The sequence below is a fragment of the Streptomyces sp. NPDC008137 genome, assembly GCF_042957035.1.
Classification (GTDB): Bacteria; Actinomycetota; Actinomycetes; order Streptomycetales; family Streptomycetaceae; genus Streptomyces.
Genome location: NZ_JBIBHN010000002.1, coordinates 116941 through 133254 on the forward strand (window position 1 = coordinate 116941; position 16314 = coordinate 133254).

The following is a 16314-nucleotide window of genomic DNA, read 5'->3' on the forward strand; positions in this document are numbered from 1 at the left end:
CCGCTCGGCGATTGCGGAGACCTTCGCAGAGGCGTGACTTCGGAACAATCGCAGTTCGCTACACATGGGTTTAGCTCAGCTAAAGTCGAACGCATGCTGAACGTGCGCCGACTGCTGCTGCTCACCGAGGCCACCGAACGCGGTTCGCTCACCGCGGCGGCGGAGGCGCTGGGCATGACCACCTCCGCCGCCTCCCAGCAGATGTCCCTGCTGGAGCAGGAGGTAGGGCAGCCCTTGATCGAGCGGCTGCCGCGCGGTATCCGCCCCACCCCGGCCGGTGCCGCGCTGGCCGGACGCGGCCGGGTGATCCGCCGTGAACTGCGTGCCGCACAGGCCGACTTGGATTCCTTCACGGCACTCGACCAGGGCACGCTGCGGCTGGGCTCCTTCCCCACGGCCAGCGCGTCCCTGCTGCCGCTCGCGCTCACCCGCTTCCGGCGCAGCCACGCGGGCATCCGCATCGAGGTACGCGCCGGGGTCCTCGCGGAGCTCCGGGAGATGCTGCACACCGGGGAGGTGGAGCAGGGCCTGCTCTGGGACTACGAGTGGAACCGCCTCGATGATCCGGCGCTCTCCTTCACCCACCTCCTGGACGACCCCACAGTGCTGGTCGTCCCCGCCGACTCACCCCTGCGCACCCATCCCTCGGTGCGCCTCGGCGACCTCGCCGACCAGGAGTGGATCATCCGCGCCGACAACCACCCCGTCGCCGACGTGCTCCGCCGGAGTTGTCGCCAGGCGGGATTCGAGCCGCGGATCGCCTACTCCTCGCACGACTACCAGGAGGCACAAGCCATGGTCGCCGCCGGGCTCGGCATCGCCCTCGCGCCCCGCCTGGCCCTGACCAGCCGGCGCAGCGACGTACGCCTCCTGCCCTTCGCCTCCGACGTCCCGGCCCCCACCCGCCGCATCCTCCTCGCCCGCGCCACGGCCCGCCCGGCCACCCCGCCCGCCCAGGCGATGGCCCGAGTCCTGCGCACGGTGGCGCAGCGGTTCACCGCCCCCGGTCTGCACCGGGCCCAGCTCGGGGCGGTCCGGCGCGGCTGAGGCGCGGGTCAAGCAGGTGCGGTTGTGCGCCTGTTCAACCGACCTGCGGGCTATCGGTGGCTCGTAATACATCCGATGTCACTGCATCCATGCGTGCCGAGCACCCCGTCACGCCGGTCCAACGCGTAAGCGACGAAGCTGGTCGAGTGGCCCGCCGGCACAGCGGCAAGGTCGCCGACGTGGCGGACGCGGGCACCGCCAACGGCACCGACGTCCTTCAGCGGCCGTGGCGCGGCCAGGCGGACCAGAAGTGGACCTTCAGCGGCACCGGAGACGGCTACTACAAGATCAAGGGTGCGGGCAGCGGCGGACTCCTGGAGGTCGCGGGTCTCTCCCGCGCGGACGGCGGCAACGTCGGCATCCGGGAGGACGCCAAGGCCCCTCAGCAACACTGGGCTGTCACGCTCACCGGTGACGGGTACTACTTCCTCGTCAACCGCTCCAGCGGACTCTCCCTGGGTGTCGACGAGGGCAGCACCGCCGACGGAGCTCGGGGCGGTGGCGACGGATAGCCTCCCGGGGGAGCCGGAGAAGGAGATCCCCCCATGTTCACGTCCCGTCCCACCCTCCAGGGCACCTTCGGCATGGAGGCCCCGGGGTTCGGGCGCTGACCTGGGCTTTCGGAACCTATTGAGTTTCTGACCTGCGGGAACGTGTCTTTCGGCGTCTTTCAGAGGGGTTCTGGCTTGTGTCGCTCAAACTCCCCGGAGCCTCCCCGAGCGACGAGAAACTCCCCAGCCGCTCCCCAGGGGGAGCGGCTGGGGAGAACCCGGCCGATTGCTGTCGGCCTGCGGCGAGTCGTATCGGCGGCGAATCGCCCGGCAGCTGAACAAGGGCAAGAACCTGCACGTCCTGCACCGGGAATTCGCCTACGTCGGAGAGGGTGCGGGTCCGGCGCCAGCACTGCGAGCAGCGATCCGAGCAGATGTGGTGCCTGATGGTGGCCACCGCCGCGATCGTCACCTGGACCACCGAGCACTACGGCCTCGGTGGTCACCGCGCTGCGCCGGGCCGGCCGACCTGTTGGTGACGACCTGCTGGCACACATCTGGCCCAGCCGCCACGCCAACGTCAACCTTTTTACGGCACCCAGGTCGCATTGTTCGGTCTTGCCGGCGTGATCAGGCGGTTCGGGCCGTGATCCCCACGCCGACGAGCGTGGTGGAGCTGGATGCGGCCGTTTTCAGGTGGGGCGACGGATGGCCTGCACGGCGGTGTCGTAGAGGTCGAACACGTCGACCTGTCCGCCCAGGCGTACCCATTCCTCGTTGGCCGCCTGCATGCAGACGATCGCTGCGGCCGCGATCGCGCGGGCCTGCAGGGTGCGCCGGTCGGAGTCGGGCAGGCGCCGCTCGATCAGCGGAGCGAACAGGTCTTGCCAGCGGGCTTGCTTCTCGGCGTGTCCGGCACGCAGGGAGTCGTTGCCGAAGAGCAGCGTGATGAACTCCAGGCGCCCTTCGGCCGTTATGTCGATCTCCTCGAGCACCTGGAACGCCGCGCGCAGCGCCGCCCAGGCATCCTCGTCGGCCGGGCGCTCGGCGAGGCGCGCGGCGATCAGTTCGCCCTGTTCGTCCAGGCCGCTGAGCGCGAGGTCTTCCTTGTTGCGGAAGTAGTTGAACAGGGTCCGCCGGGAGACGCCCGCGGCGGCGGCGACCTCATCAAGGGTCGTGTTGTCGAAGCCCTTGGCGCCGAACAGCTCGATAGCGGTACGGGCGAGCAGTGACCGGACCACGGAGCGGGTCTGTTCCCGGATGGGGGCTGGTTTCTGAGGCATGCACCAATGGTACTTCGTCGCACTTGATGCAGCTACTTGCACTCAGTGCAAAAGCGTGCGTAGAGTGAACCCATGAGCAAAATCGACTACCACCGACAGACCGTCATCGTCACCGGCGCCAGCTCCGGCCTCGGCGCCGAATTCGCCCGCCAGCTGGCCCGCCGTGGCGCGAACCTCGTACTCGTGGCCCGCCGGGCGGACCGGCTGGAGAGCCTGGCCGCCGAACTCACCCGCGCCCACGGCGTCACGGTGACCGCCGTCGCCCGCGACCTCGGCCGGCCCGACGCCGGCCGCACCCTGCGCGCCGAACTCGAGTCCCGCGGCATCCACGCCACCGGCCTGGTCAACAACGCCGGCTTCGGCACCCACGACGCGTTCACCGACGAGGACCCCGACCGCCTGCAAAGCATGATCGCGCTGAACGTCAGCGCGCTGGTCGACCTCAGCCGCGCCTACATCGACCCGCTGACCTCCGCCGACACCGGCGTCCTGATCAACGTCGCGAGCCTCCTGGGCTTCCAGCCGACCCCCTACATGAGCGCCTACGGCGCCACCAAGGCCTTCGTCCTCAACTTCACCGAATCACTGTGGGAGGAGACCCGCGGCACCAACCTGCGCGTCCTGGCCGTGAACCCCGGCGCCACCCGGACCGAGTTCTACGACGTCGCAGGCAGCACCGCCGACTACGGCACGAAGCGGGCCACCCCCGAGCAGGTCGTGAAGATCGCCCTCGACACACTCGACCGCCGATCCGCGCCCCCGTCGGTGGTCACCAACGGCCGGCCGGTCGCTCTCCTCGGAAGGCTCCTGTCGCGCCGCTCGATGGTCCGGCTCATGGGCTGGATGGACCGCCGCCAGCGCCCGCAGCACCCCGCCCCCGCCGCCCTCGTCAACAGCTAAGGAACACGATCATGACCATCACCGACGTCACCAGCCAGCCCACCGACGCGGAGCGCTTCCTTCACATCCTCCATACTCAGCGCGCCGCCTACGTCCGCGACGGAGCGCCCTCCCTGGAGGCGCGGCGCAGCGATCTGACCAGGTTCAGGGCGGCGCTGATCGCCCGGCGCGGCGCCATCGAGGAGGCGATCAACGCCGACATCGGACATCGCTCGCGACACGAGACCGCGCTGATGGAAGTCGTGGGCGTCGTGCAGGGCATCGACTACCTGCGCCGCAACCTCCGCCGGTTCATGCGCCCGACCCGCCGCCACATCGAGCCGCTGCTGCGTTTCGGCAGCAACCGCATCGAGTACCAGCCGCTCGGTGTGGTCGGCGTCATCTCGCCGTGGAACTATCCCGTCAACCTGTCGCTGATGCCTGTCGTCACCGCAATCGCGGCCGGCAACCGCGTGATGCTCAAGCCGTCGAAGCTGACCCCGGCGACGAACGCGGTGCTCGCGTCGATGCTCAGCGAACTCTTCCCGCCGGAGCAGGTCACGATGGTCAGCGGCGACGGCTCCGCGTTCTCCTCTCTGCCGTTCGACCATCTCGTCTTCACCGGCAGCACCGAGGTCGGGCGAGCCGTGATGAAGGCGGCCAGCGACAACCTCGTCCCCGTCACGCTGGAACTCGGCGGCAAGTCGCCGACCATCGTGGCCAAGGGACACGTCCGGGACCAGGCCGTGTCCGACATCGTCTTCGGCAAGCTTCTCAGCGGCGGGCAGACCTGCATCGCGCCCGACTACGCCCTGGTGCACGAATCCGAGATCGACGCCTTCATCGCCACCTACGACAGACTCGTGAAGACCGCCTACCCCGACGGTCCCACCAGCGACGATTACACCTCGATCATCGACGACAAGCAGTACAAGATCCTCACCGGCCTCATAGAGGACGCCCGCTCTCACGGGGCGCGGATCATCGAGGTCGGACACCGGCCCGGCGACGCGGCCCGCCGCCCGCACACCCTCGCACCGACCGTCGTGCTCGGCGTCACCGACGACATGCGCATCGCCCACGAGGAGATCTTCGGCCCCATCCTGCCGATCTTCGGTTACCGCGACATCGACGACGCCATCACTTACGTCAACGCGCGGCCGCGGCCGCTCGCGCTCTACTACTTCGGCGACAACGGCCCCGAGCGGCGCAAGGTCCTCGACCGCACGACCTCCGGCAACGTCACCGTCAACGGCACCATCATGCACGTCGCACAGGACGACCTCCCCTTCGGCGGCGTCGGCGCCAGCGGGATGGGCAGATACCACGGCATCGAAGGATTCCGCACGCTCAGCCACCCCAAGGGCATCCACGTTCAGGGACGCTGGAACGCCACCCGCCTGCTGCGCGCCCCCTTCAACAAGCGCACCGAAACCCTCCTCGACTTCCTGCTCCGGTAAATGGAGACAGCACCGGCATCCGCCAGCCCGGTGCCCCCTGCACGCAGGTGCGGCCGCCCCTTTGCCGAGACCGATCAGAGGATGGCGGAAAGGGGTTCACCCCGAGCGGCAACGTCGAGCACCAGGACGCACGACCGCCCGTGCAGCGGCCAGGGCCTGGCCGAGATGCACACCTCCGCAACGAGGCCACCGATGGCTGATCACGACCTCGTTCTCGTCACGTCACCGGCGGCATAGACCGCCTCGTCACCGAGCGGCTGCGCTCCCAGAACGTGCCGGTCCGCGTGGATTCGCCGTGAGGACAACCGCGCGGCCGAGGTGCGGGCATGGGGCGCCGAGGTCGTCGCCGGGGGCACCTCAATCGTCACGACCATCGCCCAGCCGGGCTCCGAGCTCGCCTCGGCAACAGATGAGCACCCGATGACGGTTGCCAACCGTCGCAAGATTGAAAGGAGAAGGGGAGGAGGTACCTGCAAGGGCACCGTGTCCCCGACCGCCATGAACAAGATCGACTACCGCACCCAGTCCACATTGATCACCGGCGCGAGTGCCGGCCTCGGCGCGGAGTTCGCCCGCCAGTTCGCCGAGCGCGGCTCGAACCTCGTACTGGTCGCCCGCCGCGCGGACCGGCTTCAGGCCCTGGCCGACGAACTGTCCGCGAAGTACCAGATCACTGCCACGGTGGTGCCTTTCGACCTCACCGCGCCGGCCGCGGGTGAAGCGCTGGCCAAGGAGGTGGCCCGGCGAGGGATCACCGTCACCAGCCTCGTCAACAACGCCGGCTTCGGCACCCACAGCCCGTTCCGCCAGGAGGACCCGGCACGCGTCCAGCAGGAGATCGGCCTGAACGTGGCCAGTTTGGTCGACGTCACCAGGGCATTCATCGACCAGCTGACCGGTGTCCTGGTCAACGTCGCCAGCTCCCTCGGGTACCAGCCGTGGCCGAATGCCGCCGTATACGGGGCGACCAAGGCGTTCGTGCTGAACTTCACCGAGGCGCTGTGGCAGGAATCGCGAGGAACCGGCCTGCGCGTGCTCGCCCTCTCCCCGGGGCCGACCCGCACCGAGTTCTTCGACACGGCCGGCTCCGACGACATGGCCCGCGGTGTCCGGCTGCAGACCCCGCGCCAGGTGGTCACCACCGCACTGCGCACGCTGGACCGGCGCAACCCGCCGCCCAGCGCCGTCTCCGGTACCTTCAACTGGGTGATGACCCTGACCTCGCGCTTCACCACCCGCCGAGCCAACGTTCTGGCCTTCGGTGCGATGACGCAGTGGCAGATGCGCTCGCGCCGGCCCAATCACTGACACTCTCCGGACCACCGTCAATTGGAGGGTCCCGACTTCTGCCGCATCGGCGAGACCGCGACCTGACCACAGGCGACCGGCTGGTTCCCCACAGGGGGCGGTCACGACAGTGGTCCAGTGGGGTGCCGAGTGGTCGCCGTGTTCCCCTGCGGTTGCGCAAGCCGAGGGTTGAACCCCAGAGAGCTCCCGGGCCTGCAATGGCGCCGTCCGGTCTCCTCACTGATGTAAATGTGCTGCCCAGACCGGAGTAAGTCATGAATGGAATCCACCCCTTCCGCGTGCTGCGTGCCAGAGCCCTCTGGATGGCAAGCGGCGTCATCACAGGCGTCCTCGCGATCCTGTTCGGCATCTTCTACGTCGGCCCCAATATCGATCCGGCCGGACATACGAAGAATCTGCCGGTCGGCCTGGTCAACTCCGACAAGGGGGCCAGTGTCGGCGGCAAGCAGGTCAATCTCGGGGCGCAGATCACCGGGTCGATCAAGACTTCCACCGCGAGTGGCGGCAAGATCGACTGGAGGGTGATGGACGAGAAGGAGGTGACGGAGGAACTCGGCAAGGGCAGGCTGTACGGCGCGCTGGTCGTCCCCGCTGACTTCACCTCCTCCGTCGCCTCGCTGACCGGATCCTCGGCAACCGATAATCCGGTCCGTCCGCAGCTGACGGTGCTTACCAACCAGTCCGCAGGCAGCATAGGCTCCAACGTCGCCCGGCAGGCGACGACGACGGCGGCTGAGGGAGCCTCGCTCCAACTGGGCAAGCAGTTGACCGCGCAGACCCAAGCTCAGCAGGTCAAGTCACCGACGGCGGCCCGCGTCCTGCTGGCCGATCCGGCCGCGGTGACCGTGAAGGACGGGCATCCACTCGACTCTCACAGTGGCCTGGGCCTGTCGGCGTTCTACTACGCGCTCGTCCTCGTGGTCTGCGGCATGCTCTCCGCCAACGTCATCAGCGGCCAGGTCGACCACGCCCTCGGCTACACCCACAACGACATGGGCCCGCTGCGCATCCATCGTCCGCTGATCAAGGCCACGCGCGTGCAGAGCCTAGCCATGAGCAGCACCCTCATGGCGACCCTGTCCCTACTGATGGGCACCTTGGTCATGGTGGGAACGATCGGCATCATGGGGATGGACGCCTCCCACCTGCCGCTGCTGTGGTTGTACTCGGTGGCCGCCATCGCCGTCTCCGGGATCGGCGCCCTTGCCCTGCTCGCCGTCTTCGGCACCCCCGGCATGCTGGTGGTCACGCTGGTCTTCATTGCGATGGCCGTGCCGACGGCCGGCGCTACCACCCCGATCGAGTCGCTGCCCGGCTTCTACCGCTTCCTCGCGGAGTTCGAGCCGATGCGCCAGATCGTCGGCGGCGTCCGCTCGATCCTCTACTACGACGCACAGGGCGACGCGGGCTTGACCCGGGGCTGGGTCATGATGGCCGCCGGCCTCGCGGCAGCCGCACTGTTCGGCTTCGGCATGACGGGCTGGTACGACCGCAAGGGGCTGCACCGTACCCCCGCGGAGACGCGGCATAAGGAACCTGCCGTCAAGGCGTAGCGGACCGCCGTACTCACGCACACCAGAGACGGGGCCATTGTGCGGAGTGGCCCTCGGTGCGCGTCCCTCGGTGGGGACGGGAGGCGTGCACACCCCAAGGGTTCGGCGGCGGTGTTCACGCAGCCGCCGAACCCTCGCTCCGGCTGGGATGCCCTTCGGTCATGATGTTCGGCGCCCGCCGTCGCCCGAGCTCCACACCGGAAACCGATCGGTCTTCTTTGGCTGGAACTGAGTTGACCTCAAACCATGCGAGCATGCGCCGGGCCTGGTCGTAGTAGGGCTTCAACTCTCCTTCCCAGTCGGTGATGTTTTCCGCTGCGGTTCCTGACGTCCCAGGAGTTCTTGGGCAGCGAGTCGGACGTGAAGCTGCGGCCCGCTTCCAACACGCCTACGCGATAACCCTTCTCAATGAGTCGAAGGGCGGTGACGGATCCGCCGAAACCGGAGCCGACGACGATTACGTCGTAGTCGTACGCGAAGTCGCCTCGGGGCTCGTCTGGCTTCGTGGAAGAGTTCTTCCGCGACACGTGCTCTCCTCATTGAGAACAGGTGACTCGGGGCCGTTCTGGTGGGCGGCTGCGCGGTCGGCTGGGTGAGGCAGGAAGTAACGGGCTTTCTGAACCAAACGCTTATGGCGTCACAAGCAATTGAGCGGACGGGTGCGAGGTGACACACCGGCGGGTGGGCGCGGTCCGCACCAAACTCGGGGTGCCGGACAGGCGGTCTGCCGGACCCGCGAGGGGTGTCACCTCGTCACGTCCTGACGGTTTAGTCGAGTGTCGTTGTGGAGCCGGACGGCGACCAGGCGGGCGTGTCGATCGGCGAGTAGTACGCGTCCTTGCGATCCAGACGCAGCATTCGGCGACTGGCGCGCTCCTGGACCACTTCCGCGTCGAGCGGCGTCTCGAACGCGTTGTCCACGACGGTGTATTCGGCGGCGAGTCGTCCCACCGGAGCGATGGCACCGAAGTCGATCCGGCCGCCCACATAGAGGTCGTCACGGACGTAGAAGCGCACCACGTTGCCCCAGACGACGTTGTTGAGCCCGTCGGGCGACGAGAAGATGTGCTCGACCGTGCACTCGAACGCGATGGGCGCGCCCTTGATACGCGGCGGACTAACGGTTTCGGACGGCACCTTTTCCAGCCCGACCGCGTCGAACTCGTCCACATCGGGCTCGAACTCGAAGGCGCTGCGGTTCAGTCCCTCGATCTGCGGCAGAGTGGCCATGTTGGTGACGAACTCGCCGGTGTCACGGATGTTGACGAAGCTGTCCTTGAGCGTGGCCCCGTCCGAGCGGGGCTGGAACGACAGGGAGATCCGGGGCGGTTTGCGCCCGACGACCGTGAAGAAGGAGACGGGGGCCAGGTTGCCCACGCCTTCGGTGGACAGGGTGCTCACCCACGCGATGGGGCGAGGAATGACACTGCCGATGAGCAGCTTGTAGGCGGACTTCGCGTCCAGGTCGGCCGAGTCGATGATCATGTGGTGTCCCTTGGCGGTGAGTGTGGGGGGAGAGTTGCGGGTCAGCGGCCCTTGAAGGGCAGTACGGGGCGGGGGCGGTCCTCCTTGAGGGCCTTGGCGGCGGAGTCCAGGCCGTCCTTGACGTCCTCGGTCTCGAAGAGCGGGACGGCGAGGTCGGACAGTTGCTGGTCGGCGGCCGGGATGCCGCCCGTGGTCCAGGAGCGCAGCAGCGCCTTGTGCGCCACGTGCGCCCGAGTGGGGCCTGCGGCGATCTTGCGGGCGAAGGACGCGGCTTCGGCGCGGAGTTCTTCGTCCGGGACGACGCGGTTGATGACGCCGGCCTCGGCCATGACCGTGGCGGGTACCTGCTCGGAGGTCAGTGCCCATTCGTAGGCGCGGGCCCGGCCGGCCCGCTCGGCGACACGCTGGATCCCGCCGAGGATCGTGACGATGCCGAGTGACTGCTCGGGATGGCCGAAGCGGGCGCTTTCACCGGCGAGGATGATGTCGGCCCGCAGCGCGAGCTCGAAGCCGCCGCCGTAGCACAGCCCCTGCACCGCGGCCACGACCGGGATCGGAAGCTGTTCGAACCGGTTGATCACGGCCAGGGCGTGGTCGAAATCGGCCCGCAGGCCGGTGCGGTCGGCGCCTACCCAGGGGCGGAAGTCGCCGCCGTGACTGAAGTCGGGCCCCTCGGCCCGCAGTACGACGGCGCGGGCCGGGCTGCGGGTGATGGCGTCGACGGTGTCGCTGAGTTCCTGGGTGAACTCGGGCGCCAAGCGGTTCTGCGGGGGGTTGTCGAGGACGATCGTGGCGACGTCGCCGTCGAGGGAGTGGGTGAGTACGGACATGGGACTTCCTTGGCTCGGGACAGTGCGGACGGGGTCGCTGTCGGTCAGGTGTGGTGCTTGCCGAAACAGTCCAGGGCGGACTGCGCGGCGATGGGGGACTGCGTGCTGCACGGGGCGAAGTGGCCACCGCCGATGAACGTCGGCCGCTCGGGTTCCAGTGCTCGTTCGTGGGCCGTCAGTGCGAGGTCGGTGGGGGATGAGGTGGTCGTCGTGGCCGACGGTCATGAGGGCAGAAGTCGCATGAGCCCGTCGACGTAGCGGAAGCTGAGCGGGATGCGGTGGTACACCCTGCGCGGTGGGAGATCACCTCGACCGATACCGGTGCCCCCTGTACGACGGCCACGTGCTGCCCGACGACCACCCGGTCGACGGCGGGCACCGCGTCGAGACTGCGGCGCCTCGGTGGTGTAGTCGACCGTGACAGGTCGCGGTCACCCGCCTGTGGAGACGGTTCGATCAGCATCCCGAACCGCGTCCATTTCACAAGCCGGTCGAGGCCGCGTCCGGGGCGAGGTGGGTGCGGAACCATGAGAGCGCGGCGCCGCTGGATTCCTCGAAGTGCACCTTGTAGGCGTCGAAGTGCCCGCCGGGCAGCAGCACCAGCTCCTTCGGGGCCAGCGCCCGCTCGAAGGCGGCCAGCTGGATGTCGGCCGGGATCACCGTCTCACCGGTCCCGACGATCATCATGAGCGGCTTGGGCGAGACCCGAGTGATCCAGACGCCCGGCTCGTACAGCCGCGCGGCCCGGCTGGAACGCAACGTCACCGTGTTGTTCTCGCGGCCCGGCGGAACCAGCTCACGGTAGAACCGCAGCGCGTCCGGGCTGGTGTACAGGGCCGGGTCGGCCGGATCGTCGCCGATGGAGGTCTGGTATCGCAGTTCACCGCCCGCGGCCTGGGCGCGTTCGTCGTCGGCCTGGGCGAGCTCGAAAGCGGCGATGCGCTCCGGCGGGACCTTCCGCTGCCACTGCTCGAATCCGCTGATGGTGGGCACCTGCGACACCACGCACTTGATCCGCACCTCCGTCGCCCCGAGCACGATCGCGTGACCGCCCGCGAAGCTTGTACCCCACACCCCGATGCGGTCCGGGTCGACCTCGGGCCGGGCCTCCAGGAAACTGATCGCGCGGCGCCAGTCCGCGATCTGACGCCAGGGGTCGATGTCGTTGCGGGGCTCGCCGTCGCTGGCGCCGAACGTGCGGTGATCGTGGACGAGCACCACGAACCCGGCGTCGGCGAACTTGCGCGCGTACGGGTCGAGGCCCATCTCGCGGTTGCCGCCGAATCCGTGCGCCATCGTGATCGCCGGGCGCGGGCCCTCGGCGTCCGGCAGGTAGAGCCAGCCGCGCAGCGTCACGCCCCCGTCCGCCGTGAACTCTACGTCGATGCGTTCTGTCATGGTTATTCGCCTTCCGTGAAGTTGAAGTACTCGGCGGGGATGAGGCCGGCCTCGATGAGGGGTCCCCCGACCTTCGCGTTGATCTGCACCACGGCACCGAGGGGCCGGTGGTGGATGGCGATCTCGGTGATGAGCCCTTCGTCATCACGCGTGAGGATCGTGATCCCCTTCATCTCGATGCCGCCGAACGCGGCGGCCTCCCACTCCAGATACGTCCGCGTGCCGTCCTGCACGTTCCGGACGAACTCGAGCCGTTCGTACACGGAGCTCACCGCGGCCATGAGGGCCTCGACGTGCTCCTTGCGCTCGACCGGCTTGGCGAGTGCGCTCGCCTCCATCCGCACGTTCGGTGAGAGTGCCGCCGCGAAGGAGTCCTGAGTGCGCTGCTCGAACGCGGCCGTCCAAGCCTTGGCCGGGAGGCCGTCGGTGGCGTTCGACGCGGTCGCCTCGGCGACCGTGGTGATGACGGCGGCGACCGCTGCCGGGTTCTCGACATGCGCCCAGTGACCTGCGCCGGAGATCGTCTGCGAGGTGGCACCGGGGAAGCGGGGTGTGACATACGCGGAGACGATCTCTTCCGTGACGAAGGGGTCGTTCTCTCCGCGCAGGACGGTGACGCTTCCGTGGAACTCGCTGGGCCGCTGTCCGTCCGGATGTCCGTTGTTCCAGGCCGTCGCCGTGTCGGAGATCGCCGACGGGTCGACGTGCAGCGTCACTTCGGCGAGCCGGTCGTTTTCCTCGGCCGGGAACGCGGTGGCGAGCGCACCGCGGAAGGCGCGCTGCGCGTCGAATCCGAGATCCGGTGCCTGGAAGGGGGCGATCTGCTCCGGCGGCAGGTGAGTGCCCGCCAGCGGGATCGGGTTGACCAGGACGAGCGAGCGCACCTGATCGGCCAGGCGGGCGGCGACGAGTTCGGCGATCTGGCTGCCCATGCTGTGGCCGACGAGTACGACGGGGCCCTCCGTCGCGCGCACGACGCTCTTGAGGTCGTCGGCCCAGCGGGCGAGCGTGAACGGTCCTGGATCCGAGGCGCGCCCACCCATGCCGGCGAGTTCGAAAGCCATCGAGGGAATCGACCGCTCGTCGAGGACGGTGCGAACGCTGTTCCAGATGGCGCCGTCGTCCAGGTATCCGTGGACGAGCACCACGGTCGGCGCCTGCGTCGCTGGGCTGTTCATCTCGTGTCTCCTTTGGCGATCGCTCTCTTGCGGCGACGAACCGGAGCCGGTGGCTCCCGAGATCTTTGGCCGACGCGAGCTCTATGACGTAAGCATAGGGTCTATGCTTGCGTCAATGTCATCGCTCTGTGATCGACGGAAAGAGGACCGGGCCTTCCGGCTCCCTCTGCGTTCCGGCCGGAGTGGGAGCGACCACCCGAGAATTCGAGGAGTCCACCAAATGACGTCGAACGCTTTGGCTTACGCCGTGCACATCGCGGACGGCATGCCGACCACCAACTCCGACGTGCCGCCCGACCTCAGCGAGCGTTCCTGGTCACCGACGTCGAGCATCCTCATCTCGAACGGGGGAGAGGCGCTGCTCGTGGATCCGCTCTTCACGATCGCGCAGTCGGAGGGGCTGCTGCGGTGGCTCGGTGAGCGCGGCGCCCCGGTGACGAGCGTGTACGTCACGCACGGCCATGGGGATCACTGGTTCGGTCTCGGAGCCGTGTTGCGGCAGTACCCCGTTGCGCGCGCCTTCGCGCTGCCCGAGGTCGTCGAGGACATGGCCTACCAGTCCTCGCCCGAGGTCCTCAAGGCGGTCTGGCGCGCATGGTTCCCCGGGCAGATCCCTGAGCGACTCGTACTCGCCGAACCGCTGGACGGCGAGGCCCTGACCGTGGGCGGGGCGGAGGTCCGCCCGGTCCGCCTGGGACACACCGACAGCGACAACACCACCTGCCTGCACGTCCCCGACCTGGGGCTGGTCGTCGCGGGCGACGTGATCTACAACAACGTGCACCTCATGCTCGCGGCATCGGACGCGGAGGGGCGAGCCGAGTGGCTGAGGGCTCTCGACACGGTCGAGGCGCTGGCGCCGACCGCCATTGTCGCGGGGCACAAGGATCCGGCCGCCGATGACGATCCCCGTCACATCGAGGAGACCCGCCGCTACATCCGTGACTTCGACAGTGGGGTGCGCCGCACCGGCAGCACCCTCGAACTCTACGAGTACATGCTGGAGCGTCACCCGTCCCGCATCAATCCCGGTGCGCTGTGGGGCTCCTGCCGGGCAGCCAAAGGCTGAGCAGTCGGCGTGTCGGTCGGCCTGCGGCGCGCTACGCGCGCGCGGCCGCCCGACGCTGCCGTGAGGCCCGAAGGTTCACGGCATTACCGCAAATGCGCACGTCGTGCCAGACCCCGTTGTTTGGGTTCGTGCCGTCATAGAACGCAACCGAGCAGACCCGGTTACGGCACATCTTCAAACGACGCCACGTACCCGTGAGTTGGGCGTTCGTGATCTCGTTGAGCACGGCTGCGACAACCCACGGGACGTCCTTGCCCCGCGGCGCCACCGAGAAGACGCCATCGGTGTCGATCCGCACCTCGAGCGCGCCGCTCACCCCCTTCGGCGCGGACCGGACCGGAGCATCGCGCACCGAACCCGACACCGTCATCTGCAGCGACGCGCGTAGCTGCTGAAGCCGCACCAGCCCCGGTTCGTCGACCTCGATCGCGGGCGCCTGCGCCCCGGAACGTCGACTCCATTCGTCCAGAGCACTGGCGAGCCACGACGTCGCGGAATCCGGCGTCGAGAGCAGGTCCTCGAGCGCGGGCTTGCCGGCGGCGCGCGTGTTCAGGACCTCCTGGACGAGGATGAGCGGCCCGGTGGTGATGCGGTCGGTGTAGCGCTCGCTCGCGAGTTCAGACATAGGCATAGTTTATTAGCTCCAGTCCTTATTGGCGAGGAGAACGGGATCGCCGCCGAGGCGACCCTAACGGCGATGCCGTGCGTTCGACGTTCCTGCGAGTGTGCGGCATCGCGCGGTGGCCGTAAGGCCGGGGGTGCTGCACCTCATCGAGTCCGCCCAAGGTGCCCACGATGTGATATGACGTAAGCATAGAGGCTATGCCTACGTCAGATGATGTCGATCGTCGTGCACCGTCACCACGCGGGTCGGCCATGTGAAATCACTGGAGAGGTCGCGCGACGCCCGAACGCGTGGAGGAATAATGATCGACAAGATCGTCGAGGACACCGCAGCCGCCGTCCGCGCGCATCGACGACGTGATATTCGGCGATGCGAACCAGGCAGGCGAGACAACCGCAACGTCGCACGCTTCGGCGCACTGCTCGCCGGATTCCCCACCTCAGTCACGGGAGTCACAGTCAACCGCCTGTGCGGGTCCTCGGTCGAGGCCGTCATCCAGGCGTCACGAGCCGTCGAGGCAGGAGACGCCGACATCGTGCTCGCGGGCGGCGTGGAGTCGATGAGCCGCGCGCCGTACGTCGTCGAGAAGGGCACCAAGCCCTTCCCATCGGGCAACCAGACGGTGTGGGACACGTCGATCGGATGGTGCATGGTCAACCCCCGCCTGCCGAAGAAATGGACGATCTCCAACGGCGAAACGCCGAGAACCTTGCCGGCATCCGCCGGATCTCACGTGAGGAGCAGGACGCGTCGCGGCGCAGCCATCGCCTGGCCGCCCGCGCATGGGCGGACGGCACCTTCGACCGCGAGATCGTCCAAGTCGACGGCCACCACCTCGCCCGCGACGAAAGCATCCGCGACGAATCCACCGTCGAGGTGCTCGCCGGCTTGCGCCCGGCGTTCGCCGCCAACGGCACGGTGACCGCCGGGAACTCTTCACCCCTCAATGACGGCGCCTCCGCCGTGCTCGTCGCACGCGAGGGTGTGCTCGACGGCGAACCTCTCGCCCGCATCGCCGGCCGCGCGGCCTTCGGCAACGACCCTGACATCTTCGGAGTCGCTCCCGTCGAGGTGGCCAACCGCGCACTCGCTCGTGCCGGGCGCACATGGTCCGACGTCGATCTGGTCGAGCTGAACGAAGCATTCGCAGCACAGTCGCTCGCCTGTCTGCGGCTGTGGGGAGACCTCGACCCGCAGAAGGTGAACGGGCACGGAGGAGCCATCGCGATGGGGCACCCGCTCGGAGCGTCCGGAGGGCGCATCATCGGTCGCGCGGCCTACGAACTCGCCCGCCGGGGCGGCGGTATCGCAGTCGTGGCGATCTGCATCGGCGTCGGCCAAGGTCTCGCTGTCGTGCTCGAGAGGTGAAGGGCGGTCGAGCTGAGGGCCGGAGCCGGTCGCAGCGTCTTTGCACCGAGCGGTAGGCGGCGGCGACACCGGCTGTCCGGCGCCAATGGCGTACGAGGTCGCAACCGATGCCGACCTGGAGGAGACGAAGCCCGTTGTCCTCCACCATTGTTTCGGTTGCACCGGTGCGGAGCATCGCGAGTGGGTGATGAGCACAGCGTCGCCTTCATGCAGGTGGCCCGTGTGTGAGGCGGGGCTGCTGCTTACCTGGGGATGTATTCGGCCTGGTGAGAAGGGTGGTGTCGGTCGGTAGCGCGCATCTACGCTGCGTGCGGCAGTGGCCGACATCGACAGCCTGCCC

The 16314-nt window shown here is 68.3% G+C and carries 14 protein-coding genes and 2 pseudogenes; 9 read left to right on the top strand and 7 right to left on the bottom strand.

Annotated elements, in window-relative coordinates:
- The first annotated feature begins 93 nt into the window (after positions 1-93).
- The gene (locus ACFZBT_RS03850; protein ID WP_391097996.1) at positions 94-1047 is read left to right on the top strand and encodes a LysR substrate-binding domain-containing protein; all 954 of its coding nucleotides are present in this window, start codon (positions 94-96) and stop codon (positions 1045-1047) included.
- Positions 1048-1193: 146 nt separating this feature from the next.
- Positions 1194-1559, top strand: a complete 366-nt coding sequence (locus ACFZBT_RS03855; RefSeq protein WP_391097997.1) for an RICIN domain-containing protein — start codon at positions 1194-1196, stop codon at positions 1557-1559.
- 671 nt (positions 1560-2230) lie between these two features.
- On the opposite strand, the gene ACFZBT_RS03860 is transcribed toward ACFZBT_RS03855, so the two are convergent.
- A complete protein-coding gene (locus ACFZBT_RS03860; RefSeq protein WP_391097998.1) occupies positions 2231-2821 on the bottom strand; it encodes a TetR family transcriptional regulator in 591 nt (196 codons plus the stop codon).
- Between the two features lie 72 nt (positions 2822-2893).
- Here ACFZBT_RS03860 and ACFZBT_RS03865 point away from each other — a divergent pair, with 72 nt between their 5' ends.
- The 4 genes from ACFZBT_RS03865 (at position 2894) to ACFZBT_RS03880 (ending at position 8021) form a co-directional block, all read left to right on the top strand.
- Complete coding sequence (locus tag ACFZBT_RS03865; RefSeq protein WP_391098000.1) at positions 2894-3721, top strand: SDR family NAD(P)-dependent oxidoreductase; 828 nt, start codon at positions 2894-2896, stop codon at positions 3719-3721.
- 11 nt (positions 3722-3732) lie between these two features.
- Positions 3733-5160 (top strand): aldehyde dehydrogenase family protein, encoded by a 1428-nt coding sequence (locus ACFZBT_RS03870; RefSeq protein ID WP_391098001.1) that lies wholly within the window; start codon positions 3733-3735, stop codon positions 5158-5160.
- A 498-nt stretch (positions 5161-5658) separates the two neighbouring features.
- On the top strand, positions 5659-6468 hold the full coding sequence (locus ACFZBT_RS03875) for an SDR family NAD(P)-dependent oxidoreductase (RefSeq protein ID WP_391098002.1): 810 nt from the start codon (positions 5659-5661) through the stop codon (positions 6466-6468).
- Positions 6469-6722: 254 nt separating this feature from the next.
- On the top strand, positions 6723-8021 hold the full coding sequence (locus tag ACFZBT_RS03880; RefSeq protein ID WP_391098004.1) for a DUF3533 domain-containing protein: 1299 nt from the start codon (positions 6723-6725) through the stop codon (positions 8019-8021).
- Between the two features lie 250 nt (positions 8022-8271).
- On the opposite strand, the pseudogene ACFZBT_RS03885 reads toward ACFZBT_RS03880, so the two are convergent.
- The 5 genes and pseudogenes from ACFZBT_RS03885 to ACFZBT_RS03905 all read right to left on the bottom strand — a co-directional run.
- Positions 8272-8548: pseudogene (locus tag ACFZBT_RS03885) on the bottom strand (FAD-binding protein); the annotation flags it as partial.
- 241 nt (positions 8549-8789) lie between these two features.
- Positions 8790-9506: a flavin reductase gene (locus ACFZBT_RS03890; RefSeq protein WP_391098005.1), complete on the bottom strand. Its 717-nt coding sequence runs from the start codon at positions 9504-9506 to the stop codon at positions 8790-8792.
- A gap of 41 nt (positions 9507-9547) precedes the next feature.
- Complete coding sequence (locus ACFZBT_RS03895; protein ID WP_391098007.1) at positions 9548-10336, bottom strand: enoyl-CoA hydratase-related protein; 789 nt, start codon at positions 10334-10336, stop codon at positions 9548-9550.
- Positions 10337-10816: 480 nt separating this feature from the next.
- Positions 10817-11734, bottom strand: a complete 918-nt coding sequence (locus tag ACFZBT_RS03900; RefSeq protein WP_391098009.1) for an alpha/beta fold hydrolase — start codon at positions 11732-11734, stop codon at positions 10817-10819.
- Between the two features lie 2 nt (positions 11735-11736).
- Positions 11737-12912: an alpha/beta fold hydrolase gene (locus tag ACFZBT_RS03905; protein ID WP_391098011.1), complete on the bottom strand. Its 1176-nt coding sequence runs from the start codon at positions 12910-12912 to the stop codon at positions 11737-11739.
- Between the two features lie 220 nt (positions 12913-13132).
- Here ACFZBT_RS03905 and ACFZBT_RS03910 point away from each other — a divergent pair, with 220 nt between their 5' ends.
- The gene (locus ACFZBT_RS03910; protein WP_391098012.1) at positions 13133-13981 is read left to right on the top strand and encodes an MBL fold metallo-hydrolase; all 849 of its coding nucleotides are present in this window, start codon (positions 13133-13135) and stop codon (positions 13979-13981) included.
- 31 nt (positions 13982-14012) lie between these two features.
- Here the strand turns inward: ACFZBT_RS03910 and ACFZBT_RS03915 are convergent, their stop codons facing one another.
- Complete coding sequence (locus ACFZBT_RS03915; RefSeq protein ID WP_391098014.1) at positions 14013-14606, bottom strand: CGNR zinc finger domain-containing protein; 594 nt, start codon at positions 14604-14606, stop codon at positions 14013-14015.
- 301 nt (positions 14607-14907) lie between these two features.
- On the opposite strand from ACFZBT_RS03915, the pseudogene ACFZBT_RS03920 reads away from it, so the two are divergent.
- Positions 14908-15180, top strand: a pseudogene (locus ACFZBT_RS03920) (beta-ketoacyl synthase N-terminal-like domain-containing protein); the annotation flags it as partial.
- A 50-nt stretch (positions 15181-15230) separates the two neighbouring features.
- A complete protein-coding gene (locus ACFZBT_RS03925; RefSeq protein ID WP_391098015.1) occupies positions 15231-15974 on the top strand; it encodes an acetyl-CoA C-acyltransferase in 744 nt (247 codons plus the stop codon).
- Positions 15975-16314: the final 340 nt, after the last annotated feature.

Excerpts from the sequence above, each read along its gene's own strand:
- ACFZBT_RS03850 (WP_391097996.1), top strand. The coding sequence starts at position 94 with ATGCTGAACGTGCGCCGACTGCTGCTGCTCACCGAGGCCACCGAACGC.
- ACFZBT_RS03860 (WP_391097998.1), bottom strand. The coding sequence starts at position 2,821 with ATGCCTCAGAAACCAGCCCCCATCCGGGAACAGACCCGCTCCGTGGTC.
- ACFZBT_RS03865 (WP_391098000.1), top strand. The coding sequence starts at position 2,894 with ATGAGCAAAATCGACTACCACCGACAGACCGTCATCGTCACCGGCGCC.
- ACFZBT_RS03870 (WP_391098001.1), top strand. The coding sequence starts at position 3,733 with ATGACCATCACCGACGTCACCAGCCAGCCCACCGACGCGGAGCGCTTC.
- ACFZBT_RS03875 (WP_391098002.1), top strand. The coding sequence starts at position 5,659 with ATGAACAAGATCGACTACCGCACCCAGTCCACATTGATCACCGGCGCG.
- ACFZBT_RS03880 (WP_391098004.1), top strand. The coding sequence starts at position 6,723 with ATGAATGGAATCCACCCCTTCCGCGTGCTGCGTGCCAGAGCCCTCTGG.
- ACFZBT_RS03890 (WP_391098005.1), bottom strand. The coding sequence starts at position 9,506 with ATGATCATCGACTCGGCCGACCTGGACGCGAAGTCCGCCTACAAGCTG.
- ACFZBT_RS03895 (WP_391098007.1), bottom strand. The coding sequence starts at position 10,336 with ATGTCCGTACTCACCCACTCCCTCGACGGCGACGTCGCCACGATCGTC.
- ACFZBT_RS03900 (WP_391098009.1), bottom strand. The coding sequence starts at position 11,734 with ATGACAGAACGCATCGACGTAGAGTTCACGGCGGACGGGGGCGTGACG.
- ACFZBT_RS03905 (WP_391098011.1), bottom strand. The coding sequence starts at position 12,912 with ATGAACAGCCCAGCGACGCAGGCGCCGACCGTGGTGCTCGTCCACGGA.
- ACFZBT_RS03910 (WP_391098012.1), top strand. The coding sequence starts at position 13,133 with ATGACGTCGAACGCTTTGGCTTACGCCGTGCACATCGCGGACGGCATG.
- ACFZBT_RS03915 (WP_391098014.1), bottom strand. The coding sequence starts at position 14,606 with ATGTCTGAACTCGCGAGCGAGCGCTACACCGACCGCATCACCACCGGG.